Genomic DNA, 25412 nt, shown 5'->3' with positions numbered 1-25412 from the left:
CACCACTGCGGGTACCGCCAGGCGCGCGCCGGGAGTCGCAGTGTGGCACCATCAAGCTGTACGCCCGACACCTGCCGCTCACCGGCGTGTCGCCTTCCCCGGGCCGATCGGCTCCAACACCCCTCACCCCGAATCGCGCAACCCCTAGATGCCTTCCGGGGGCCGCAGGTTTGGGTGCGAAACGGTGGGGTCTCACGCCCGTTGTCGCACCATCATGCCGGTGCCAGACTCGCCTCGACACACGGACCGTACGGCGAGAAGACCGGTCCGACGAAGGATTTCAGGTCCACCCGGCGTGGCCGCCCGGCGCGCTCCACCCCTACCCGTCGAGACGCGGGCGGAGGGGCGGCTGTCTCCGGCAGGGGTGGCGGTGTCGGGCCGCACCGGCGTTTCCAGGCCCGCGCCGCGTACAAGGAGGGCTTACGCGCAGGTGTTGGTTCAGCAAGAGGAACAGATCACCCGTCTGCGGCGCGTGTTCCGCGCGTGCGAAGAGCAGCAGCGCGGACACGTCGCGCTGGTCACCGGTGCCGTGGGCAGCGGCAAGACCAGCCTACTGGAGTCGTTCGGCGAGTGGACGGCCGGCTCCCGCGGGCAGGTGATGAGCGCGACCGGCTCGCGGGCGGAGCGCGGTCTCCACCTGGGAGTCGTCGGGCAGCTGTTCCACAGTGCACGACTCGCCCCGGAGGCCGCCGCCCACGTCGAGAAGCTGCTGCGCGACGCCACCTCCGCGGTGCCGTTGCCCGAAGTCGGCGGCGAGGCCTCCGATGGAGACCAGGCCTGGGCACCCCTGCTGCACGGCCTCTTCACCACCCTGATCGACCTGACGGCCAACGGGCCCCTGGTCCTCCTCGTCGACGACGTGCACCACGCGGACCCGGCCTCGCTGCACTGCCTGCTCTACGTGACCCGACGGCTGCGCCACGCCCGGATCATGGTCGTGTTCGCGGAGGCGTCGACGCTGCGCCCGCCGCACCCGCTGTTCCGCGCCGAGCTGCTCAGCCAGCCGCACTTCTCCCGGATCGGCCTGCCACCACTGACCGTCGACGCCGTCGCCCGGCTGGTCGAGGGCGCCGTCGACGACGCCGACACCCGCAGGACCGCGGAACACTACGTACGGATGACCGGAGGCAATCCACTGCTCACCCGGGCACTGCTCGACGAACGGGCCGGTGGCGAGGGCAGCGACCACGACCTTCCGTCCGTCGGTGACGCGTTCGACCAGGCCGTGCTCGGGTGCCTCTACCGCCACGAGCCCGGGGTACGCCGGGTGGCCCAGGCGCTCGCCGTGCTCGACCGGCCCGCGTCGACCGAACTGCTCGGCCACCTCCTCGACGTGATGCCCGCGACCACGGTCCCGGCGGTGCGGGTGTTGCGTACCTCGGGTCTGATGGAGTCCGACCAGCTACGCCACTCGCGTATCCTGCACTCGATCCTCGCTGACATGTCGGCCGACGAGCGGCGCGGCCTGCACCAGCGGGCCGCCGAGGTGCTGCACGACCGCGGCGCCGAGGCGAGCGTGGTGGCCGAGCACCTCGTGGCCGCCGGTGCGACGGTGGCCGGCTGGCGGGTGCCGGTGCTCCAGGACGCCGCCGGTCAGGCGCTCTCGTCCGGCCGGCCCGACGTGGCGGCAGCCTGCCTGCGGCTGCTCGCCAGCGCGCCGGTCGACGAGCGGCAACGCACCGCCACCACCGAGATGCTGGTGAATGCCCGCTGGCAGCTCAACCCGTTGACGGTGAACGGGCAGCTGACGGAGCTGGTGCAGACGGCGCGGGCCGCCGGCTGGTCCACCGATGCGAGCCTCTCCGCCGTGCCGTACCTGCTCTGGCAGGGCCGCGTCGACGAGGCTGCCGAGGCCGTCAGCGGCTTCTCGGCGGACGAGGAGCAGGCTCCGGCCACCCCGCCCGGCCGCCTGCGGATCATGCAGCTTCTGGTCTCCCTCTCCCACCCGGACCACCTGGCGAGCGTACGGCAGGCCCCGGCCACCTGGAGCCGCGCGGCCAGCGCCCCGACCACCGTCAGCCCGCTCCTGCAGGCGGTCACGGTGCTCGGCACCGCGCTGACGCCGACCGCCGACAACGACACGGTGCAGACCGCCGAGCAGATCCTGCAGCGCCACCACACGGACGACGGCGCCCTCGGCCTGCTGACCGCGCCCCTGCTGGCGCTGCTCTGGGCCGGCCGGTCGGACCGGGCCACGGTCTGGGGCGACGTGCTGCTCGACCGGCCGGTGGTTCAGCACGCGCCGGGCTGGCGGGCGGTGATCCGGGCGATCCGGGCGGAGGCGGCCCTGCGCGTCGGCGATCTGCCCGGTGCCGAGCACCACGCCGGCGCGGCCCTGGAGGACATGCCAGCCCCCGCCTGGGGAGTGGCGATCGCCGGACCGCTGTCCACCCTGATCGCGTCCGCGACGGAGTCGGGCCGGTTCGCCGAGGCCGACCGGTGGCTGGCCCACCCGACCCCGCCCGGCATGTTCCGCACCCCGTTGGGCCTGCACTACCTGGCCGCACGCGGCCGGCACCACCTGGCCGTACGCCGGCCGCACGCCGCCACCACCGACCTGCGGCGCTGCGGCGAGCTGATGCGCACGTGGGGGATCGACGCGGCCGGACTGGTGCCGTGGCGGCTGGAGCTGGCCCGGGTGCAGCTCAGCGTCGGCAACAAGACGCAGGCCATGCAGCTCCTGCAGGAGCAACTGCGGGTGCCGCACGGGGTCGACGACCGGACCCGGGGCCGTACGCTGCGCCTGCTCGCCACCACCGCCGCCCAGGACCACCGGCGCAAGCTGCTCTCCGAGGCGGTCAACCTGCTCCAGTCCAGCGGCGACCGGTTGGAGCTCGTCCGCGCCCTCGGCGACACCGGTCAGACGCTACAGCGCGCCGGAGACTCCGCCCGCGCCCGGCTGCTCGTCCGCCGCGCCTACCAGCTCGCGCAGGACTGCGGGGCGTCGGTGCTGGCTCAGCGGCTGATCCGCCGGGAGCCGGGCAGTGGACTGCCGGCGTACCCGGCCGCCGCCGAACTCCAGGAACCGGACGACGGGCTGAGCGACGCCGAGCGGCGCGTTGCCGCGCTGGCCGCACACGGCCACACCAACCGCCAGATCTCCAGCAAGCTCTTCATCACGGTGAGCACTGTCGAGCAGCACCTGACCCGGGTCTACCGCAAGCTCGACGTGAAGCGCCGGACCGACCTGCCGTCCCGGCTCGTCGTGTACGCCGAGACGCTGGCCGACGAGACACAGAGCGCCACGTCCTGACGGCTGTCGCAGGGGCGCGGTGACCACCGGCCCCTGCGACACGGGGCGAAGGCGAGGGCCCGAACCGCAGGTGCGGTTCGGGCCCTCGGCGGACCGCTCGGGCGGTCAGTCCATGGCGCGACGCATGAAGCCACGCATGCCGATCGCCGAGAACGCCACGAAGACCCCGGTGAGGACACACATGCACAGCCAGAGCGGCAGCGACTCGACCCCCGGCGGGCCGACGAGCGACCGGGTCGCCTCGCTGATGTAGGTCAGCGGGTTCAGCGAACAGATCATCTGATACCAGCGCAGCGAGTCCAGGCCGAGCAGCGGGAACTGGGTGGCACCGGTGAACATGATCGGGGTCATCACCACGGTGAACATGATCTGGATGTGCTGCGTGGGCACCAGGGTGCCGAAGGCGAGACCGACCGCCGCGCCGACCAGCGCGCCGATCGCCAACACCCCGACCACCTTGAGCACCACCGCCCAGGGCCAGGTGACGCCGAGCATGAGCATGCCGACCGGGATCAGCACCACACCGGCGATCAGGCCACGGATGCCCCCGAAAACGATCTTCTCCAGCGCCACCAGCGGGGTCGCCATAGGCGCCAGGAGGCGGTCCTCGATCTCCCGGGTGAAGGAGAAGTCCATCATCATCGGCAGCGCGGTGTTCTCCAGGCCGATCAGGAAGGCGTTCAGCGCGATGACGCCGGGCAGCAGCACGTTGGAGAAGTCGTCGCTGGCGTAGCCCAGGTCGCTGAGCACCTTACCGAAGATCAGCAGCATGAACAGCGGCTGGATGAAGACCTGGAGCAGGAAGCCGACCAGCTCCCGGCCGGTGACGAACAGGTCCCGCGAGAGCACCGCGCGGAAGGTGGCGAGCTGGTCCAGCGCGCGCACCGGCGGCGGCGCCGCGGGCGGTGACGGCGCGGACGGGGGGGCGGGGGCGGTGACGCTCACCGAAGTTCCCTTCCGGTCAGGTGGATGAAGACATCTTCCAGACTGGGCTGGCCGATGTTGAGGTCACGAACCTCGCAACCCAGGTCGGCGAGGATCTTCATCGCCATCGGGATGGCGTTGGCCGGCTGACCGCTGGTGTAGACCCGGAAGGACAGGGGGGCGTCCGAGTCGGCGGGCGCGTCCGGGACCGGGGCGGGCATCGGCATCGCCGGCATGCCGGGAAACGCCGGCGCGGCGACGGGCACCTTGGCGGTCATCTTGAAGTGTTCCACCTGCTCCACGTCGGGGATCGCATCGAGCGCGGCCCGCACCTCCTCGGCGGAGGCGCCGGGGGTCACCACGAGGGTCAGGGTGCTGCTGCCCGGCAGCGTACGGGTCAGCGCGGACGGCGTGTCCATGGTGAGCAGCTTTCCGTGGTCGACGATGCCGACCCGGTCGCAGAGCTTCTCCGCCTCGTCCATGTCGTGTGTGGTGACCACCACCGTCACGCCGTCCCGTTTCAGCTCGGCGATCCGGTCGTGCACGAAGAGCCGGGACTGCGGGTCGAGGCCCGCCGACGGCTCGTCGAGGAAGAGCACCCGGGGCGAGTGCATCAACGCGCGGGCGATCATCGTCCGCTGGGCGAGGCCGCCCGACAGGAAGTCGGTACGGTGGTTCGCGAAGTCCTTGAGCCCCATCTGGTCCAGCAACTCGTCCGCCCGCCGGATGCGCTGCGCCCGGGGCACCCGGTGGTAGGCCGCGTGGAACAGCAGGTTCTGCCGGACGGTCAGCGCCCGGTCCAGGTTCACCCGCTGCGGTACGACCGCCAGCAACTGCCGGGCGGCGGCGGGCGAGCCGATCACGTCCGCGCCGCACACCCGGGCTCGGCCCGAGGTGGCCCGCACCCGTGTGGTCAGCACCCCGATCGTCGTCGTCTTGCCCGCACCGTTCGGCCCGAGCAGGCCGAAGACCTCACCGGCGGCGACGGAGAAACTCAGCCCGTCCACCGCCGGTGGCATGTTGGGCTGGTACCGCTTGACCAGCTCCGTGACCACCACTGCCTCGTCCACGTCGTCATGCTCCGTCCTGGAACGTCGGTCCGATAGATGTATGTGTGCCGATAGGGGGCGCTAGGGGCACGCCAGGGGCGAACCGGTCACAGGCCCCGCGCGGCCAGCCAGCGCTGGACCGTGCCGGCGAGTTCCGGCCCCCGGTCGGCGACCATGCTGAAGTGGTCGCCGGCCGCGTCGACGGCCTCGTGCGGGTAGGGCCAGCGCGACCGCCAGCCGTCCGGTTCGCCGCCCCACTCCCCCAGCGGCTCGGTGGCCCGCACCAGCAGGGTCGCCGCCGCCATCTCGGTCGGCTGCCAGTCCAGGAACAGCGGCAGGTAGCCCGCCCACGCCGTCGTCCGCCAGTCGTCCATCGGCGTGTACGCGGTGTCCCGGTCGATCATCCCGTCGAGAAGCTGCGGCACCCACCCGCCGAGCACCTCGCTGTCGGCCGGGTAGGTGTCCATGAGCACCACCGCGTCCGGCGGGCGGCCCTGGCGTTCCAGCTCCCCGGCGAGCAGGTTGGCCACCATCGCACCACCGGAGTGACCGGCCACCACGAACGGGCCGGCACCGACGGTACGCAGCACCGTGTCGGCGTGCACCCGCAGCAGCGCGTCGAGGTCGGCGGGAAGCTCCTCGCCCACGCCGAACCCGGGGTTGGGCAGGGCCCACACGTCACGTACGCCCCGGAAGCCGGCGGCCAGCCGGGCGTACTCGTGCGCGCCGGACAGCAACGACATCGTGCAGCAGCACACCAACTGCGCCCGGGCGCCGCCCTCGGCCAGCCGGAGGATTCCGGCCGGGCGGGTGAGCTGCGCCGGCTCGCGGAAGCTGGGGCGGAACTGGGCGAGCTTGACCAGCAGTTCGGCATACCCGGCCGGGTCCTCGCGCGCCTTCGGCTGGTTGAACAACCCGCCGAGCAGTCCGCCGCCGGCACTCTCCCCGGCAGGTCCACCGGCATCGTCCGCGCCGTCCCCGGCCGCCTCCGCGCCGAGGAGCCGGCCGAGCAGGTGAACGGCCAGCGCCGTAGGCGTGGGGTGGTCGAAGAGCAGGGTCGCCGACAGCTCCGCCCCGGTCTCCTGGCGCAGCGCGTCGCGCAGCTCCAGTGCGGTCAGCGAGTCGAAGCCGAGTTCCAGGAAGTCCCGGTCGGCCTCGACCGCGTTGGGTGAGGCGTGCCCGAGGACGGTGGCCACCCGCGCCCGGACCAGGTCCAGCAGGATCCGGTGCCGGTCGCCGGCCGGGACGCCGGCCAGCCGCTCGCGCAGCGCGCGAGCGGGATCGGTCGCCGCGGCATCACCGGCCTCCGGCTCGGCAGCGGCCGTCGCCTCGGGCACGCCGCGCAGCAGCGCGCTGGGCCGTACGGCGGTGAAGGCCGGCACGAACGCGGGCCAGTCGAGGTCGGCCACGGCCAGTTGGTCGTCGCCGCGGACCAGGGCCTGCCCCAGCGCGGACAGGGCCACGTCGGCGGGCAGCGGCCGGACCCCCCGGCGGCGCAACTGCGCCGCATCGGTGACCTCGTCCCTCCAGGGCACCCATGCGACGACGGTGGCCGGGCGGCCGGCGGCACGCCAGCCCGCGGCCAGCGCCGCCAGCCCGGCGCCCACGGCGGCGGCGACCGCCGCTCCCCCGCTGCCCCAGACGGCGGCCGTCGAGGTGAAGACGACGAACTCGTCGATCGGTAGGCCGGCGCAGGCCCGCCCGAGCAGTTCCACGGCGGTGGTACGGGCGGCCACGGCGTCGGCCAGGTCGTGCGGGTCCAGCACCCCCACCGGGTCGCCGGCCCCGTCGGAGTCGGCGACGTGCAGGACGGTACGGATCTCGCTGCCGGTGGCGGCCAGCCGGTCCAGCGCCTCGGGCAGCCCGTCCAGGTCGTCGACGGCGGTGACTGTGACGTCCGGGCCGGGCGGGTCGGCGTCCGCCACCGGCCCCACGAGGACGAGGTGCGACGCGCCGCGCTCGGCGAGCCAGCGCAGCAGGTGCGGGGTACGCACCTGCGCGGACCCGTGCACCAGGACCGCGCCGCGGGGCCGCCAGTCCGTATCGGTGGCGCCGGCCGGGGCCCGGCGGAGCCGCCGGGCATACACCCCGCCGGCGCGTACCGCCACCTGGTCCTCGTCGCCGCCGGACGCGACGACCCGGGCGAGCGCGGCGAACGCGACGTCGTCCGGCTCCGCCGGCAGGTCGACCAGCCCGCCCCACAGGCGCGGCTGCTCCAGCGCCAGCACCCGGCCCAGGCCCCAGAGGTACGCCCCGGCCACGCCGGGAGCGGCGTCGTGCGCGTCGACGGCCACCGCGCCCCGGGTCACGGTCCACATCGGCGCGCCGTTCCCCGCAGCGGCGAGGGCCCGCACCAGCGCGGCCGTCCCGACGAGCGCGCCGGTCCCCGTGCCGGCCGCCGGGTCCTCCGCCGCCAGCAGCGAGACCACGACCGACCAGGTGCCGTCGGCGAGCGAGGCCCGGGCCACGGCGTCCAGGTCGTCGCCCACGGTGACCAGCGTCGGGTTCAGGCCCTCGGCGCGCAGCACGGTGAGCACCGCGGTGGCGTCGGTGCCGGCCCCGGCCACCAGCAGGCATCGGCCGGTCGGCGTGGTACGGGCGGGGGACAGGTCGACGCGTTCCCAGTCGGCGCGGTAGCGCAGCCCGTCCAGCTCCGATCCGCGACGCCGCCGGTCCCGGTAGGAGGCGAGGGCGGGCAGCACGTCGACGAGCGCGTCCTGCCGGTCGGCGGGCAGGCCGAGCGCGGCGGCCAGCTCGGCGGGTCGTCCCTGCGCCACGGCCGCCCAGAACTCCTCGTCCTCTCCGGTCGCGGCGGGCGGGATGAGATCCACTGTGGGTGGGTCCGGCCAGAAGCGCTCGCGGTGGAAGGCGTAGGTGGGCAGTTCGACGCGCGCGGCGTCGCTGCCGTCGAAGGGAGCCGCCCAGTCGACCCCGGCACCGCGCAGGTCGACCGCGGCCAGCGCGGCGAGCAGCGTGTTCGCCTCCGGCTGGTCCCGGCGGGCGAGCGGCACGAAGGCCGCCGGTTCCATGTCGGGCAGGCACTCCCGGGCCAGCACGGTCAGCGCGCTGTCGGGGCCGAGTTCCACGAAGGTTCCGACGCCGCCGGCGGCGAGGGTGGCGACGCCGGCGTGGAAGCGGACGGTGTCCCGGACGTGGTCGACCCAGTAGCCCGGGTCCGTGGCCTGGGCGGCGGTGAGCGGCTCGCCGGTGCGGTCGGAGACGATCGGAAGGTTCGGCGGGTGCCACGCGACCTTCTCCGCGACGATCCGGAAGTCGGCCAGCATGGCGTCCATCCGGGCGGAGTGGAAGGCGTGGCTGACCCGCAGCCGGCGGGATCGCCGGTCCTCGGCGGACAGCCGCCGCCCGGCCGCGAGCACGGCCTCCTCGTCGCCGGAGAGCACCACCGACCGGGGGCCGTTCACGGCGGCCAGGGACACCCGCTCGTCGAGCAGCGGGACCACCTCCGCCTCGGACGCCTGTACCGCCAGCATCGCCCCGCCGGGCGGCAACTGCTGCATGAGCCGGGCCCGGGCGGCCACCAGGGTCGCCGCGTCGGCCAGCGACAGCACCCCGGCGACGTGCGCCGCGGCCAGCTCGCCGACCGAGTGGCCGAGCAGGAACTGCGGGCGTAGCCCCCAGGCGGTGACCAGCCGGTATGCGGCGACCTCGTAGGCGAACAGCGCCGGCTGGGTGAACTCGGTACGGTCCAGCAGATCCGCGTCGGGCGAGTCGGCCCCGGCGAAGACCACCTCCCGCAGCGGCCGGCTCAAGTGCCGGTTCAGCTCCCCGGCCACCTCGTCGAAGGCGGCGGCGAAGACCGGGAACCGGCGGCACAGCTCGGCGCCCATGCCGGGGCGCTGGGCACCCTGCCCGGTGAAGAGGAACGCGACCTTGCCGGCCCGGCGGGCCACGCCGCGCACCACGCCGGGGGTGTCGCGCTCCTCGGCGACCGCGTGCAGGCCGGCCCGCAGCTCGTCGCGGTCCCCGCCGATCACCGCTGCCCGGTACGGCAGGGCCGCCCGGGTGGTGACCAGCGAGTACGCCACGTCGGCGGCGGTCAGGTCGGGGTGATCGGCCAGATGCGCCAGCAGCCGCCGCGCCTGCCCGGCCAGGGCCGGCGCGGAGCGGGCCGAGACGATCCACGGTGCCGGCGGGGCGGGCGTACCGGCCGACCCGACGTCGTCGGTGTCCGTCGCGACGGCCTGCTCGATGACGACGTGTGCGTTGGTGCCGCTGATCCCGAACGCGGAGACCCCGGCCCGGCGTGGCTGCCCGGTCTCCGGCCAGGGCTGCGTGCCGGTCAGCAGGGACACCGCCCCGGCCGACCAGTCGACGTGCGGGGTGGGCTCGTCCACGTGCAACGTGGGCGGCAGCACACCGTGCCGCATCGCCAGCACCATCTTCATCACCCCGGCCACACCCGCCGCCGCCTGCGTGTGCCCGATGTTCGACTTGATCGAGCCGAGCCAGAGCGGCCGGTCCGCGGACCGACCCTGCCCATACGTGGCGATCAGGGCCTGCGCCTCGATCGGATCACCCAGAGTGGTACCCGTGCCATGCGCCTCGACCACGTCCACCTGGTCGGCACTCAGCCCCGCGTTCGCGAGAGCCTGCCGGATCACGCGGCGCTGCGACGGGCCGTTCGGGGCGGTCAGCCCGCTGCTCGCACCGTCCTGGTTGACGGCACTGCCGCGCAGCACGGCGAGGACCGGATGGCCGTTGCGGCGGGCGTCGGAGAGCCGCTCGACGAGCAGCATGCCGGCCCCCTCGGACCAGCCGGTGCCGTCGGCGGCGGCGGCGAACGACTTGCACCGGCCGTCGGTGGACAGGCCCCGCTGCCGGGAGAACTCCACGAAGACGGTCGGGGTGGCCATCACCGACACCCCGCCGACCAGCGCCATCGTGCATTCGCCCAGCCGCAGCGCCTGGCAGGCGAGGTGCAGCGCGACCAGCGACGAGCTGCACGCGGTGTCCACGGTGACCGCCGGCCCCTCCAGTCCGAGGGCGTACGAGATCCGGCCGCTCGCCACGGCTGCGGCGCTGCCGGTGCCGAGGTAGCCCTCGACGCCGCCGGTGACCCCGGTGAGCAGAGCCGCGTAGTCACCCTGACTGCTGGTGGCCGCGTAGACGCCGGTCGGCGCGCCGCGCAGCCGGGTGGGGTCGATGCCGGCCCGCTCGAACGCCTCCCAGGCGGTCTCCAGCAGCAGCCGCTGCTGCGGGTCCATGGCGAGTGCCTCGCGGGGGCTGATGCCGAAGAACGCCGGGTCGAAGTCCCCGGCGGAGTAGAGGAACCCGCCCTCACGCACGTACGACGTGCCCCGGCTGTCGGGGTCGGGGTCCGGGTCGTAGAGCGCGCCCAGGTTCCAGCCCCGGTCGTCCGGGAACGCCGACATCGCGTCGCCGCCGGCGGCCACCAGGTCCCAGAGCTGCTCGGGTGACCTGACGCCGCCGGGGAACCGGCAGCTCATGCCGATGATCGCTACCGGTTCGCCGAGCGCGGCGGTGAGCTGCTGGTTCTGCTGCTTGAGCTTCTGGTTGTCGAGCAGGGACGCACGCAGCGCGCCGACGACCTCGTCCAGGGAAACAGTCATCGGGCGCTCCTCAGGGCCGGCCGGGTCACGAGTCGGAGCCTTCCAGGGCCATCCGGACCAGGCCGGCGACGTCGAGCTCGCGGATCTGGGTCTCGGGTGCGGACGACGTGACCGGGGCAGCGGGCGCCACGGCCGGCGTGCCGGCACTCGTACGGGCCAGCTGGAGCAACTGGTCGAGCAGGCCCGCCTGCCGCAGCTCGTCGAGCGGGATCGCGGCGAGGGCCCGGCGCACCGACTCCTCGTCGCCGCCGTCGCCGTCGTCCCCCTCGCCGCCCGCGAAGAGCTGCTCGTACAGGTGGCCGGCCAGGCCGTCCGGGGTGGGGTAGTCGAAGACGACGGTGGTGGGCAGGTCGTGCCCGGTCGCCGCGGTGAGCAGGTTGCGTAGTTCCACGGCCGTGAGCGAGTCGAAGCCGAGGTCCAGGAAGCCCCGGTCGGTCTCGATCGCGTCGGCGGAGGGGTGGCCGAGCACCTTCGCCGCGTCGACCCGCACCATCTCCAGCAGTGCGGCCCGCCGCTCGTCGTCGGGCAGCGCCCGCAGCCCGGCGAGCAGGTCCCGGGCGCCGGGCGCGACCGCGTCCGGCGCCTCGGCGGGGGTGGCGGCCAGCCCGCGTACGGCCGGCAGGTCGGCCAGCAGCGGACTGGGCCGCAGCGAGGTGAACAGGGGCTGGAAGGTGGCCCAGTCGACGTCGGCGACTGTGACGCAGCTGTCGCCGACCGCCAGGGCATGCCGCAGCCCGGCCATCGCCACACCGGGTGGCATCACCTGGAGGCCACGGCGACGCAGCTGCTCCGCCGCACCCTCGGTGTACATGCCCGACTCGGTCCACGGTCCCCAGGCGATGGAGGTGGCCGCCCGGCCCCGGCCGCGTCGCCGCTCGGCGAGCGCGTCCAGGTAGGCGTTACCGGCCGCGTACGCGCCCTGTCCGCCGCTGCCCCACACCGCCGAGATGGACGAGAAGAGCACGAACGCGTCCAGTTCGGCGTCGCCGAGCAGCTCGTCGAGGTGTTCGGCGCCGCAGACCTTCGGGGCGATGACGTACGCCAGATCCTCCAGGGTGGTGTCGGCCAGCGGCACCACCTCGCTGACCCCCGCGGCGTGCACCACCGCGCGCAGCGGCGGCCCCTCCCGCCGGAGATCGGCCAGGAGGTCGGCCACGGCGGCGCGGTCGGCGGCGTCGCAGCGGACCACCCGGCAGTCCACGCCGAGCCCGGCCAGCTCGGAGATCAGCTCGGCGGCGCCCGGGGTGCCGGTCCCCCGCCGGCTGGTCAGCACCACCCGTTGCGCGCCCTCGGCGGCCACCCAGCGGGCCACGTGCCCACCGAGCGCACCGGCGCCTCCGGTGATCAGCACCGTGCCCCGGGGCTGCCACGGCGTGAGCTCCCCGTCGGTGGTGGTGGCCGGTACGAGCCGCCGCACCAGCACCCCGGACTCGCGGACGGCGAGCTGGTCCTCCACGCCGCCGCCGGTGAGGATGCCGCCGAGACGCATCGCCGTCCACGGCTCCAGGTCAGTGGGCAGGTCGACCAGCCCGGCCCAGCGGGCGGGCTGCTCCAGCGCGGCCACCCGGCCCAGGCCCCACAGCATCGCCTGCCGCGGGTTGGCCGGGGCGTCGCCGTCGCCGAGGCCGACGGCGCCCTGGGTGACGCACCAGAGCCGGACCGAGGCGTCGAGGTCGACGAGCTGCTGGAGCAGGTGCACGGTCGCGGCGAGGCCGCGCGGCAGCGCCGGGTGCTCGGCGTGCGGGGCGTCGTCCAGGCCGAGGAAGGACAGGATCGACAGCGGCCCGTCGCCCGCGCCGAGCGCCTCGGCGAGCACGTCGGCGAACCCGCCGCACAGCTCCTCGGAGTCGGCGGCGGTGTCCACGGGCACGATGCTCACCTCGGCACCCAGGGCCCAGGTGCAGGAGTGCAGGTCGGGGTCGTCCGCCCGGTCGGCGGGCAGCAGCACCAGCCACCGGCCGGGGTCCTGCTCCTGCGAGGTCTCCGCGATGGGCTCCCAGACCGTCCGGTAGCGGGTGCCGTCGACCAGGGCCTGCTCCCGGCCGCGACGGCGCCACGCCGACAGGGCGGGCAGCACGGTGCCGAACGGCTGGTCGCGGTGCACGTCGAGGTCGCGGGCCAGCGACTCCAGATCCTCGGCCTCGACCGCGGCCCAGAAGCGGCGCTCGACCTCGGTGGCCTCGTCGGCGGCCACGAGGGCGCCCCAGGGCGGCGGCTCCGGCCAGTAGCGCTGCCGGTCGAACGCGTAGGTGGGCAGTTCGACCCGCTGGGCGCCGGTACCGGCGTAGAGGACGGACCAGTCCGGGGAGACGCCGTGGGTGTGCAGCGCGGCGAGCGCGCGCAGCAGGGTGCTCGGCTCGGCGCGGTCCCGGCGCAGGGCGGGCACCACCAGTGGGGCCCGGCCGCCGGCCGGGGCCTCGGCCAGGACGGCCTGGGCGAGGGCGGTGAGCACCCCGTCCGGGCCGATCTCGACGTAGCCGGTGACGTTGCGCTCGCGCAGTGCCACGACGGCGTCGGCGAAGCGTACCGCCTCGCGGGCGTGGCGCACCCAGTAACCGGGCGTGCCGATCTCCGCCGCGTCGACCGGCGCGCCGGTGACGGTGGAGACCATCGGGATGCTCGGAGCCGCGTACCGCAGCCGTCCGGCGACGGCGGCGAGGTCGTCGAGCACCGGATCCATCAGCGGACTGTGGAACGCGTGGCTGACCGCCAGGCGCCGGACCCGGACACCCCGGGCGGCCCACTGGGCGGCCAGTTCCTCGACGGCGTCGCCGGCCCCGGACACCACGACCGCGGCGGGGCCGTTGACGGCGGCGACGGAGACCCGGTCGGCCCGCTCACCGATCGTGGCGGTCACCTCGGCCTCGGTGGCGGCGACGGCGAGCATCGCCCCGCCGGCCGGCAGCGCCTGCATCAGCCGGCCCCGGGCGGCGACCAGCTCGGCGGCGTCGGCCAGGGAGAGCACACCGGCGGCGTGGGCGGCCGCGATCTCGCCGATCGAGTGCCCGGCGACGGCGTCGGGGCGGACCCCCCACGCCTCGAACAGCCGGAACAGCGCCACCTCCACGGCGAACAGCGCCGGCTGGGTGAATTCGGTGCGGTCCAGCGCCTCGGCCTCGGGCGTGCCGGGCTCGGCGAAGAGCAGTGGCCTGAGCGGGCGGGGCAGGTGCGCGTCGAGGGCGGCGCAGGCCTCGTCCAGGGCGGCGGCGAAGACGGGGAACGCCTCGGCCAGCTCGCGACCCATCCCGGCCCGCTGGGCGCCCTGCCCCGAGAACAGGTACGCCACCTTCGGCCGGGGCACCGCCACGCCGGTGACCACCAGCGGCGCGTCCTCGCCGGCGCCGAGGGCGCGCAGCCCGGCGCCCAGCGCGATCCGGTCGGTGGCCAGCACGACGGCCCGGTGTTCCAGGGCTGCCCGGGCGACGGCCGACGACCAGCCGACGTCGACCGTACGTGGCGCCTCCAGCCCGGTGAGCTGCTCGGACCAGCGCTGCGCCTGGGCGGCCAGCGCGAACCCCGAACGGCCCGACAGCAGCACCGGCACCACCGGCAGCCGCGCCGGGTCACCAGTCGGCTGCTCGGCTTCGACCGGCTCCGGGGCCTGCTCCAGGATGGTGTGCGCGTTGGTGCCGCTGATGCCGAACGAGGAGACGGCGGCGCGGCGCGGGTGGTCGGTGACCGGCCAAGGGCGGCCCTCGCCGAGCAGTTCGACCGCACCGACGCTCCAGTCCACCTGGTCGGTCGGCTCGTCCACGTGCAGGGTCTGCGGCAGGTAGCCGTGCCGCAGCGCCAGCACCATCTTGATGATCCCGGCGACACCGGCGGCGGCCTGGGTGTGACCGATGTTCGACTTGATCGAGCCGAGCCAGAGCGGCTGCTCGGCGGGCCGCTCCCGGCCGTACGTGGCGAGCAGGGCCTGCGCCTCGATCGGGTCGCCGAGCTTCGTGCCGGTGCCGTGCGCCTCGACGGCGTCCACGTCGGCCGGGGCGAGGCCGGCGTTGGCGAGCGCCTGCCGGATCACCCGCTGCTGCGACGGCCCGTTCGGGGCGGTGAGGCCGTTGGAAGCGCCGTCCTGGTTGACGGCGCTGCCCCGGATGACCGCGAGCACCGGGTGACCGTTGCGGCGGGCGTCGGAGAGCCGCTCGACGAGCAGCAAGCCGAGGCCCTCGCCCCAGCCGGTGCCGTCGGCGGCGGAGGCGAACGCCTTGACCCGGCTGTCCGGGGCGAGGCCCCGCTGCCGGCTGAAGCCGACGAACACCCCGGGGGTGGACATGACGGTGACGCCGCCGACCAGGGCGAGTGAGCACTCCGAGCGGCGCAGCGCCTGGCAGGCCCAGTGCAGCGCGACCAGCGACGACGAGCAGGCGGTGTCCACCGAGACGGCCGGCCCCTCCAGCCCGAGGGTGTACGACACCCGGCCCGACAGGACGCTGCCGGCATTGCCGGTCATCAGGTGCCCCTCGGCGCCCTCGGCGCTGAACATCAGGTTGCGGTAGTCCTGGTAGTTGGTGCCGACGAAGACGCCGGTGGCGCTACCGCGCAGCGTGTGCGGGTCGATCCCGGCCCGCTCGACCGCCTCCCAGGACGCCTCCAGCAGCAGCCGCTGCTGCGGGTCCATGGCGAGGGCCTCGCGGGGGCTGATGCCGAAGAAGCCGGCGTCGAAGTCGGTGGCGCCGGTGACGAAGCCACCCTCCCGGGCGTAGCTGGTGCCCTCCTTGTCCGGGTCGGAGTCGAAGAGCCGGTCCAGGTCCCAGCCCCGGTCGGTGGGGAACTCCCCGATGGCGTCGCCGCCGGCGGCGAGGAGCTGCCACAGCTGCTCCGGGGTGTCCGCCCCACCCGGCAGGCGGCAGCTCATCGCCACGATGGCGATCGGGTCGTCGTCCTCGGCCGCGGCGGCCGGGGCGGGGGTGGACACGTCGGGCACGATCCCGGTGAGCAGTTCGCCGAGATGCGCGGCGAGCACCGTCGGGTTCGGATAGTCGAAGGCGAGCGTCGCGGGCAGCCGCAGGTCGGTGGCGGCGGCCAGGAAGTTGCGCATGTCGACTGCCGTCAGCGAATCCAGGCCGAGGTCGCGGAAGGGCTGGGTGGCCGGGATGTCGTCGGCGGCGCCGTAGCCGAGGGCCGTCGCCGCGCACTGCCGCACCAGCTCCAGCAGTGTCGCGGCGCGCTCCCCCGGCGCGAGCGCGGCGAGCCGCCGGGCGAGGGCCGATGGTACGCCCGTCTCCTCCTCGGCGGTCTCCTGCCCGGCCGGCTGCGTCGCCTCCTGGGCCTCGGCGAGGTCGCCGATCAGCGGGCTGGGCCGCACCAGGGTGAACGCGGGGGCGAAACGGGCCCAGTCGATGTCGGCGACGACTGTGGTGGGCTCGTCGCGGCGCAGCGCCCGGGCGAGGGCCTCGACGGCCAGTTCCGGGTCCATGCCGATCATGCCGCCCCGGCGCAGCCGCTCCTGGGCGCGTTCGTTCTCGGCGGGCAGGCCGGCCCCGCGCCAGGCGCCCCAGGCCACCGAGAGGGCCGGCAGTCCCTCGGCCCGGCGCCGCTCGGCGAGGGCGTCGAGGAAGGCGTTGGCCGCCCCGTACGCGCCCTGCCCGGCGTTGCCGGTGGTTCCGGCCACCGAGGAGAAGAGCACGAAGGCGTCCAGGTCGAGGTCGCGGGTCAGCTCGTCCAGGTGCAGCGCGGCGACGCACTTCGACGCGGCGACGGTGTGCAGGCGCTGCGCGGTGACGGTGTCGACGATGCCGTCGTCGAGGACGGCGGCGGTGTGCAGCACGGTGCTCAGCGGGGCGTCGGCGGGGACGGCGGCGAGCAGGTCGGCCACCTGTGCCCGGTCGGCGACGTCGCAGCGGGCCACTGTGACCCGTACGCCGAGGCCGGTCAGCTCCGCCTCCAGCTCGGCGGCGCCCGGGGCGTCCGGGCCGCGCCGGCTGGCCAGCAGGACGTGCGCGGCGCCGGAGCGGCCCGCCCAGCGGGCCAGATGCCCGCCCAGTCCGCCGGTGCCACCGGTGATCAGCACGGTGCCGCGCATCCGCCGGGTGTCGTCCGCGTCGCCGGAGTCGACCGGCTCGGGTTCGGTGATCCGGGTGAGGCGGCGGACGAAGACGCCGGAGGCACGGACGGCGAGCTGGTCCTCGCCCCGGCCGGACTGCTCCGCGCCGTCGTCGCCGAAGGCGTCTTCGCCACCGCTGGCGCCGAGCGCCGCGCAGAGCAGCGCGCCGGCCTGCGCGTCGAGCACGTCGGGCAGGTCGAGCAGGCCGCCCCAGCGGGCGGGGTGTTCCAGGGCGACGGCACGGCCGAGGCCCCAGACGGAGGCGGCGGCGGGGCGCGGCGCCGGGTCGTCGGCACAGGCCACGACGGCTCCCCGGGTGGCGCACCACAGCGGCGCCTCGACGCCGAGCAGCCCGAGCGCCTGCACCAGCAGGGCGGTGCCCGAGACGGCCAGCGAGGTGGCCGGGTGCTCCGGGTGCGCCCGCTCGTCCAGACCCAGCAGCGAGAGCACGGCGACGGGTCCGTCCGGGCCGGTGAGCGCGGCGCTCAGCCGCTCGGCCAGCGCCGCCGAATCGTGTGTGACCTCCAGCTCCACCGGGACGACGTCCGCGCCGAAGTTGCCGAGGGCCGACAGCACGTCGGTGACCAGCGGGTCGTCGCCCAGCGCCGCGGGCACCGGCACGAGCCAGGTGCCGGCGAGCCAGGTCAGCGGCAGGTCGGGCAGGGCCCGCCAGGTGACCCGGTAGCGCCAGCGGTCGATGTCCGGGGCGGCGTCGGCCGCGGTGAGGAAGAGCGGCGGCGCGGGCCAGTACCGGTGGTGGTCGAAGGCGTACGTGGGCAGGTCGACGGTGGCCGCGGCGGGCAGCACCCTCGTCAGGTCGACGGGCAGGCCGACGGCATACGCGGTGGCGAGGTTGGTCAGCAGCCGGGTCGCGTCGTCGTCACCACGACGCAGACTGCCGATGGTGTGCCCGCTCACACCGGCGTCGTCGAGGATCGCGGTGACCGGCATCGTCAGCACCGGATGCGGGCTGATCTCGACGAACGTGGTGTGCCCGGCAGCCACAGCCGTCCGCACGGCCGCGTCGAAGAGCACAGTCCGTCGCAGGTTGTCGTACCAGTAGTCAGCGGTCATCACCGCCGGATCCACCCAGTCCCCGGTGAGAGTGGACACGAGCCGGGTATGACCGGCCCGCGGACTGACACCGGCCAGGTCCGCCCGAAGCTGCTCGGCGACCTCCTGCACCGCGGGCGAATGCGACGCGTAGTCCACGGGGATCAGCCGGGCACGAACACCCTCGGCCCCGCACGCCTGCACAAGGCCGGTGACGTGCTCCGGCGGACCCGACACCACGACGGTGGACGGGCCGTTGACCGCCGCGACCCCGACACCCGGGAACGCGGGCAGCCGCTCGGCCACCGCCTCGGCCGACAGGTCCACCGACGCCATCGTCCCGGTACCCCGCAGCACCGCCAGCGCACGCGACCGCAACGCCACCGTCCTCGCCGCGTCCTCCAGGCTCAGAATGCCCGCCACACACGCCGCACCGATCTCACCCTGTGAGTGACCGATCACCGCGTCCGGGGCCACACCCGCCGCACGCCACACCGCCGCCAGAGCGACACCGACGGCCCACAGCACCGGCTGCACCACCTCGACCCGGTCCAGCCACGACTCGTCCTCGCCCGTGAGCACCGACACGAGATCCACATCGAGATACGGCGCCAACGCCCGCCGGCACTCCGCCAGACACTCGTCGAACACCGGCGTACGACCCACCAGCCCCGCCGCCATCCGCGCCGACTGCGCACCCTGACCCGGAAACACGAAGACCGGACCCGCACCCGGACTCGACGCCACCCCCGTGACCACGTTCCCCGCCGGCTGACCGGCGGCGAAGGCATCCAGCCCGGCAAGCAACCCCTCGACGGACGACCCGACGACAACGACGCGATGATCGAACGCCGACCGGGTAGCCGCCAACGACCAGCCCACCCCCACCGGATCGATCCCACCCCGCTCACGCACGTGCCGCGCAAGCCGGACGACCTGACCGGCCAACGCCGTCCCCGACCGCGCCGACACCGGCCAAGCCACCACATCCGTTGCGACCAACCCCGCCCCACGCCCACACGCACCCGACTCGACCGGCTCAGCCGACTGCTCGATGATCACGTGAGCGTTGGTGCCGGAGATGCCGAACGAGGAGACGGCGCCCCGGCGTACCCGGCCCGTCTCGGGCCACGGGCGGGCCTCCGTCACCAGTTCCACCGCACCGGCCGTCCAGTCGACGTGCGGCGACGGCGCGTCGACGTGCAGCGTCGCCGGCACGAGGCCGTGCCGGATGGCGAGCACCAGCTTGATCACGCCGGCCACGCCCGCGGCGGCCTGGGCATGGCCGATGTTCGACTTCACCGAGCCGAGCAGCAGTGGCGGGGCCTCGTCACGGTCCTGCCCGTACGTGGCGATGAGCGCCTGCGCCTCGATCGGGTCGCCCAGCCTGGTGCCGGTGCCGTGCGCCTCCACCACGTCGACGTCGGCGGTGGAGAGCCGGGCGGAGGTGAGGGCCTGGCTGATGACCCGCTGCTGGGCCGGCCCGTTGGGCGCGGTCAGCCCGTTCGACGCGCCGTCCTGGTTGACGGCGGTGCCGCGGACCACAGCCAGGACGCGGTGGCCGTTGCGGCGGGCGTCCGACAGCCGCTCGACCAGCAGCCAGCCGACCCCCTCGGAGAACCCGGCGCCGTCGGCGGCGGCGGCGAACGACCGGCAACGCCCGTCGGTGGAGAGTGCGCGCTGCCGGCTGGATCCGATGTAGAGGCCCGGGGTGGCCATCACGGTCACCCCGCCGGCCAGCGCCAGGTCGCACTCCCCTGCCCGCAGCGCCTGCACGGCGAGGTGCAGCGCCACCAGCGACGACGAGCAGGCCGTGTCGATGGATACGGCCGGTCCTTCGAGCCCGAGGGCGTACGACACCCGGCCCGACGCGACGGCCGCCGCGCCCCCGGTCATCGAGTGCCCTTCGTCGCCGTCGGGCGACATCATCAGCAGGGTGCCGTAGTCCTGCCCGTTGGTGCCGACGAACACCCCGGTCCGGCTGCCGCGCAGCGAGGCGGGGTCGATACCGGCGGCCTCTACCGCCTCCCAGGAGGTCTCCAGCAGCAGCCGCTGCTGGGGGTCCATGGTCAGCGCCTCGCGCGGCGAGATGCCGAAGAAGGCGGAGTCGAAGTCGCCGGCCCCGTCGACGAACCCGCCCTCCCGGGCGTACGAGGTGCCCGGGTGGTCGGGGTCGGGGTGGTAGAGGCGCTCCAGGTCCCAGCCCCGGTCGTCGGGGAAGGGCGCGACGGCGTCCCGGCCGTCCCGCAACAGCTCCCACAGGTCGTCGGGGTTGCGCACCCCGCCCGGCAACCGGCAGCTCATCGCCACGATCGCCACCGGCTCCAGTTCCTGGGACTGGGCCTCGCTGAGTCGGCGGCGGGTGTCGTGGAGATCAGCCATGACCCGCTTGAGGTAGTCGCGGAGCTTGTCTTCGTTGGCCATCGGAGTGCCGCTTCCTCGAAAGAGACGGGAGAGAGCTGAAGCTGGGTCAGGAGATGCCGAGGTCCTTGTCCACCATCGCGAACAGTTCGTCGTCGGTGGCGTCGTCGAGGTGCCTGCCGATGTCGGCGCCACCGCTGTCCTGGCCGAGCCGGGAGAGCATCGCCTGCAGGCGTACGGTGGCCCGCACCCGGGCCGCCTCGTCCCGGGCGACCACGTCGAGGCCCTCGGCGATCCGGTCCAGATCGTCGAGGAGCGCGTTCGGGGTGACCACGTCGTCGTGGGCGACCTCGGCGTAGAGGTACTCCGCCAGGGTCGTCGGGGTCGGGTAGTCGAAGACCAGGGTGACCGGGAGGGCCACGGCGGTGGCCGCGCCGAGCCGGTTACGCAGCTCGACGGCGGTGACGGAGTCGAAGCCCAGCTCCCGGAACGCCCGATGCTCGTCCACGGAGTCGGCGGACGGGTAGTTGAGCACGGCGGCGACCTGGCCACGGACCAGGCCGAGCAGCACGGCGAACCGCTCGGCGGCGGGCAGCCCGGCGAGCCGCTCCCGCAACGACTCCGGGCCGTCGCCGGCCTCCACGCTGCCCATCGCCTCGGCGGCGGCGAGCCGCCGGACGTCCGGCAGGTCGCTGATCAGCGGACCGGGCCGGGTGGCGGTGAACGCGACGGAGAACCGTTCCCAGGCGATGTCGGCGATGGTGAGGAACGCCTCTCCATGGTCCACGGCCTGGTGCAGCGCGGTGATCGCCGCCTCCGGGGTCATCTCGGGTACGCCGTGGCGGTGCAGCAGCTCGCCGAGCGGCCCGTCGGCCATGCCGCCGCCGGCCCACGCCCCCCAGGCGACGGAGGTGGCGGTGAGGCCGAGGCCCCGGCGGTGCTGGGCGAGCGCGTCGAGGAACGCGTTGCTCGGGGCGTAGTTGCCGACGCCGGAGCTGGCCACGCTGCCGGCGAAGGACGAGAACATGACGAAAGCGGACAGCTCGTGGTCGAGGGTCAGCTCGTGCAGGTTGTACGCGACGTCGACCTTGGCCTGCAGCACCCGTTCGATCTGCTCGGGCCGGATGTCGTTGATCATGGCGTCGTCGAGGACCGCGGAGGCGTGCACGACCGCGGTGAGCGGGTACTCGGCGGGGATCGCCTCGATCAGCTCGGCCAGGGCGTCACGGTCGGAGGCGTCGCACTCGACCACTGTGGCCTGGGCGCCCAGCGCGGTGAGGTCGTCGACGAGCTGCTGCGCGCCGGGCGCGGCCATGCCCCGCCGGCTGACGACGACGATGTTCTCCACACCGCTGCGGGCCAGCCAGCGGGCGGCGTGCCCACCGAGCGCGCCGGTGCCGCCGGTGACGAGCGCCGTGCCGTACGGCTGCCACGGGTTGGCGGGCTGACTGTCGCCGAGCGGGACGCGGGTGAGCCGGCGGGCGAGCAGGCCACTCGGGCGTACCGCGATCTGGTCCTCGTCCCCGGCGGTGGTGAGGGCGGCGACGAGCAGGTCGGCACAGCGGTCCTCCACGGCCTCGGGCAGGTCCACGAGGCCACCCCAGCGCTGCGGGTGCTCCAGCGCGGCGACCCGGCCGAAGCCCCAGACCAGCGACTGCGCCGGGGCGCGCAGCAGGTCGGCCATGCCTACCGACGCGGCGCCGGAGGTGACGCTCCACATCGGCGCGTGCAGGCCGATGTCGCCGAGGGCCTGGAAGAGCGCGACGGTGGCGGCGAAGCCGCCGGGCACGGAGGGGTACAGCGGGTGGGCCAGCTCGTCGAAGGCGAGCAGCGAGACCACGCCGGCGACGTCGGCGGTGGCGTCACCGCCCGGTGCGGCGGCGAGCGCCTCCTGCAGCAGCTTGCCGAACTGGTCGCGGTCGACGTCGGGCGTGGAGACGGCCACCGGCACGAGCGTCGCGCCGGCCGCCGCGATCGCCTCGACGCAGGCGTCCTGCCAGGGCTCGATGATGTCGCCGGTCGGCATGACCACGACCCAGGTGCCGTCCATGCCCCGGTTGGCGACGCCGGTCAGGGGCTTCCAGGTGTCCTGGTAGCGCCAACTGTCGATGTCGGCCTGCCGGCGCCGCTGCCGGCGCCAGGCGGTGAGCATCGGCAGCGCCGGCAGCAGCGCGTCGAGCACCTCGTGTGCCGGGGTCTCCTCGGTGGCGATGGTCTCGGCGAGGGCCGTGACGTCCCCGCTCTCGACCGCGGCCCAGAAGCCCGCGTCGCCCGGGTCGCCGCTCATGCCCGACAGCAGGCTCTCCAGGTCGGGGCCGCCGCTGCCGTCGAGCCAGTACCGGTGGTGGTCGAAGGCGTAGGTGGGCAGGTCGACGGTCGCCGCGGCCGGAAGCACCGTCGTCAGGTCGACGGGCAGGCCGACGGTGTACGCGGTGGCCAGGTTGGTCAGCAACCGGGTCACGTCGTCGTCACCACGACGCAGACTACCGATGGTGTGCCCACTCACACCGGCGTCGTCAAGAATCGCAGTCACCGGCATCGCCAGCACCGGATGCGGACTGATCTCGACGAACGTGGTGTACCCCGCAGCCACAGCCGTCCGCACGGCCGCGTCGAAGAGCACAGTCTGCCGCAGATTGTCGTACCAGTAGTCAGCGGTCATCACCGCCGGGTCGACCCAGTCCCCGGTGAGAGTGGAGACCAGCCGGGTATGACCGGCCCGCGGACTGACACCGGCCAGATCCGCGCGAAGCTGCTCGGCCACCTGCTGCACGGCCTCGGAGTGCGACGCGTAGTCCACGGGGATCAGCCGGGCGCGGACGCCCTGCGCCTGGCACGCCTGCACGAGGTCGGCCACGGGCTGCGGCGGGCCGGACACCACGACGGTCGACGGCCCGTTGACGGCCGCGACACCGACGCCCGGGAACTCCCCCAGGCGCTCGGTGACCGCGTCGGCCGACAGGTCGATCGACGCCATCGTCCCGGTCCCCCGCAGCACCGTCAGCGCCCGCGACCGCAACGCCACTGCCTTCGCGGCGTCCTCCAGGCTCAGGATCCCGGCGACACAGGCCGCGCCGATCTCGCCCTGGGAGTGGCCGATCACCGCGTCCGGGACGACGCCCGCCGCGCGCCACACGGCCGCCAGGGCGATGCCGACGGCCCACAGCACGGGCTGCACGACCTCGACCTGCTCCAGCCACGACTCGTCGTCACCGGTCAACACCGCGACGAGGTCCACGTCGAGGTACGGCGCCAGGGCCCGCCGGCACTCGGCCAGCTTCGCGTCGAACACCGGCGTACGACCGACGAGCCCGGCCGCCATCCGCGCCGACTGCGCCCCCTGACCCGGGAACACGAAGACGGGACCTGCGCCGGCGCTGGTGACCGTACCGGTGACGAGGTTCCCTGCCGGCTGGCCGGCGGCGAGGGCGTCCAGCCCGGCCAGCAGCTCGTCGGCGGTCGACCCGACGACGGCGGCACGGTGGTCGAACGTCGAGCGGGTGGTGGCCAGCGACCAGCCGACCGCCGCCGGATCGATCTCGCCGCGCCTGCGCAGGAAGTCCGCGAGCCGGGCCGCCTGCCCGCCCAGGGCGGTCCTCGACCGGGCCGACACCGGCCAGAGGGTCACGTCCGAGGCGACCAGGCCCGGCCGGCGCGCGGGCTCGACGGCGCCGCTCCCGTCCGCCTGCCCGCCGTCGACGGTCGCCGCCTCGGCGACGCGCGGGCGGTACTCCTCCAGGATGACGTGGGCGTTGGTGCCGCTGACCCCGAAGGAGGAGACGCCGCCGCGGCGGGGGCGGTCCAGTTCCGGCCACGGCTTGGACTCGGTGAGCAGGGAGACCGCCCCGGCCGTCCAGTCCACGTGCGGGGACGGCTCGTCGATGTGCAGGGTCTCCGGCATGACGCCGTTACGCAGCGCCATCACCATCTTGACCAGCCCGGCGACGCCGGCGGCGCTCTGGGTGTGGCCGATGTTCGACTTCACCGAGCCCAGCCACAGCGGACGGTCCGCCGGGCGGTCCTGCCCGTACGTGGCGATGAGCGCCTGCGCCTCGATCGGGTCGCCGAGGGTGGTGCCGGTGCCGTGCGCCTCGACCATGTCGACGTCGGCGGAGCCGAGCCGGGCGTTGGCGAGGGCCTGGCGGATGACCCGCTGCTGAGAGGGGCCGTTGGGGGCGGTGAGCCCGTTGGAGGCGCCGTCCTGGTTGAGGGCGCTGCCCCGGATCACGGCGAGGACCGGGTGGCCGTTGCGTTCGGCGTCGGCCAGCCGCTCCACGACGAGCACGCCGCCGCCCTCGCCCCAGCCGGTGCCGTCCGCGCCGGCCGCGAAGGCCCGGCACCGGCCGTCGACGGACATGCCGCGCTGCCGGGAGAAGACGACGAACACGCCGGGGGTGACCATGACGGTGACGCCACCGGCGATGGCCAGGTCGCACTCGCCGCGGCGCAGGGCGTTCACGGCGAGGTGCAGGGCCACCAGCGAGGAGGAGCAGGCGGTGTCCACGGTGACGGCCGGGCCGTTGAGGCCGAGGGTGAACGAGATCCGGCCGGACGCCACGCTCGTGGTGTTGCCGGTGCCGATGTACATGTCGACGCCCTCGGGCACGTTCGGCAGACCCATGCCGTAGTTCGAGGTGCTCAGCCCGACGAAGACACCGGTGGAGCTGCCGCGCAGCGACAGCGGGTCGATGCCGGCCCGCTCGACGGCCTCCCAGGACGTCTCCAGCAGCAGCCGCTGCTGCGGGTCCATGGCGAGGGCCTCACGCGGCGAGATCCCGAACAGGGACGGGTCGAAGTCACCGGCGCCGTCGAGGAACCCGCCGATGCGGGTGTAGCTCTTGCCCGGCTTGTTCGGGTCGGGGTCGTAGAGCGCCTCCAGGTCCCAGCCCCGGTCTTCCGGGAACTCGGTGAGCGCGTCCCGGCCGTCGGCGACAAGCTCCCACAGGTCCTCCGGCGACCGCACGCCACCCGGGAAGCGGCAGCTCATCGAGACGATGGCCAGCGGCTCCTGGTCGCGGGCCTCGACGGTCTGCAGCTTGCGCTTGGTGTCGTGCAGGTCGGCTGTCACCCGCTTCAGGAAGTACCGCAGCTTGTCGTCGCTCATCGGGTGGCCCCTGCCTCGGTCCGAAGGTTGGTCA

The 25412-nt window shown here is 74.5% G+C and carries 5 protein-coding genes and 1 pseudogene; 1 reads left to right on the top strand and 5 read right to left on the bottom strand.

All coding sequences use genetic code 11. The features are described 5' to 3' along the window. The first annotated feature begins 430 nt into the window (after positions 1-430). Positions 431-3253, top strand: a complete 2823-nt coding sequence (locus NMK34_RS12970; RefSeq protein ID WP_318333576.1) for a helix-turn-helix transcriptional regulator — start codon at positions 431-433, stop codon at positions 3251-3253. 105 nt (positions 3254-3358) lie between these two features. On the opposite strand, the gene NMK34_RS12965 is transcribed toward NMK34_RS12970, so the two are convergent. The 5 genes and pseudogenes from NMK34_RS12965 to NMK34_RS12945 form a co-directional block, all read right to left on the bottom strand. Continuing rightward, positions 3359-4198 carry an ABC transporter permease gene (locus tag NMK34_RS12965; RefSeq protein ID WP_318333575.1) on the bottom strand — a complete coding sequence of 280 codons (840 nt, stop codon included), beginning with the start codon at positions 4196-4198 and terminating at the stop codon, positions 3359-3361. Then, positions 4195-5247, bottom strand: coding sequence for an ABC transporter ATP-binding protein (locus NMK34_RS12960; RefSeq protein WP_030498869.1), 1053 nt, complete (start codon positions 5245-5247; stop codon positions 4195-4197). Before NMK34_RS12960 ends, NMK34_RS12965 begins: the two co-directional genes overlap by 4 nt. An 86-nt stretch (positions 5248-5333) precedes the next feature. Further along, positions 5334-10817: pseudogene (locus tag NMK34_RS12955) on the bottom strand (type I polyketide synthase); the annotation flags it as partial. A 25-nt stretch (positions 10818-10842) separates the two neighbouring features. Beyond that, positions 10843-20337, bottom strand: a complete 9495-nt coding sequence (locus tag NMK34_RS12950; RefSeq protein ID WP_318333573.1) for a type I polyketide synthase — start codon at positions 20335-20337, stop codon at positions 10843-10845. Positions 20338-20383: 46 nt separating this feature from the next. After that, the gene (locus tag NMK34_RS12945; RefSeq protein ID WP_318333572.1) at positions 20384-25378 is read right to left on the bottom strand and encodes a type I polyketide synthase; all 4995 of its coding nucleotides are present in this window, start codon (positions 25376-25378) and stop codon (positions 20384-20386) included. Positions 25379-25412: the final 34 nt, after the last annotated feature.

Origin of the sequence: Micromonospora sp. BRA006-A, assembly GCF_033433935.1 — a bacterium.
GTDB lineage: Bacteria > Actinomycetota > Actinomycetes > Mycobacteriales > Micromonosporaceae > Micromonospora > Micromonospora aurantiaca.
Note: the sequence above shows the minus strand (reverse complement) of the source record. Positions and strands in the feature narration are given on the sequence as shown.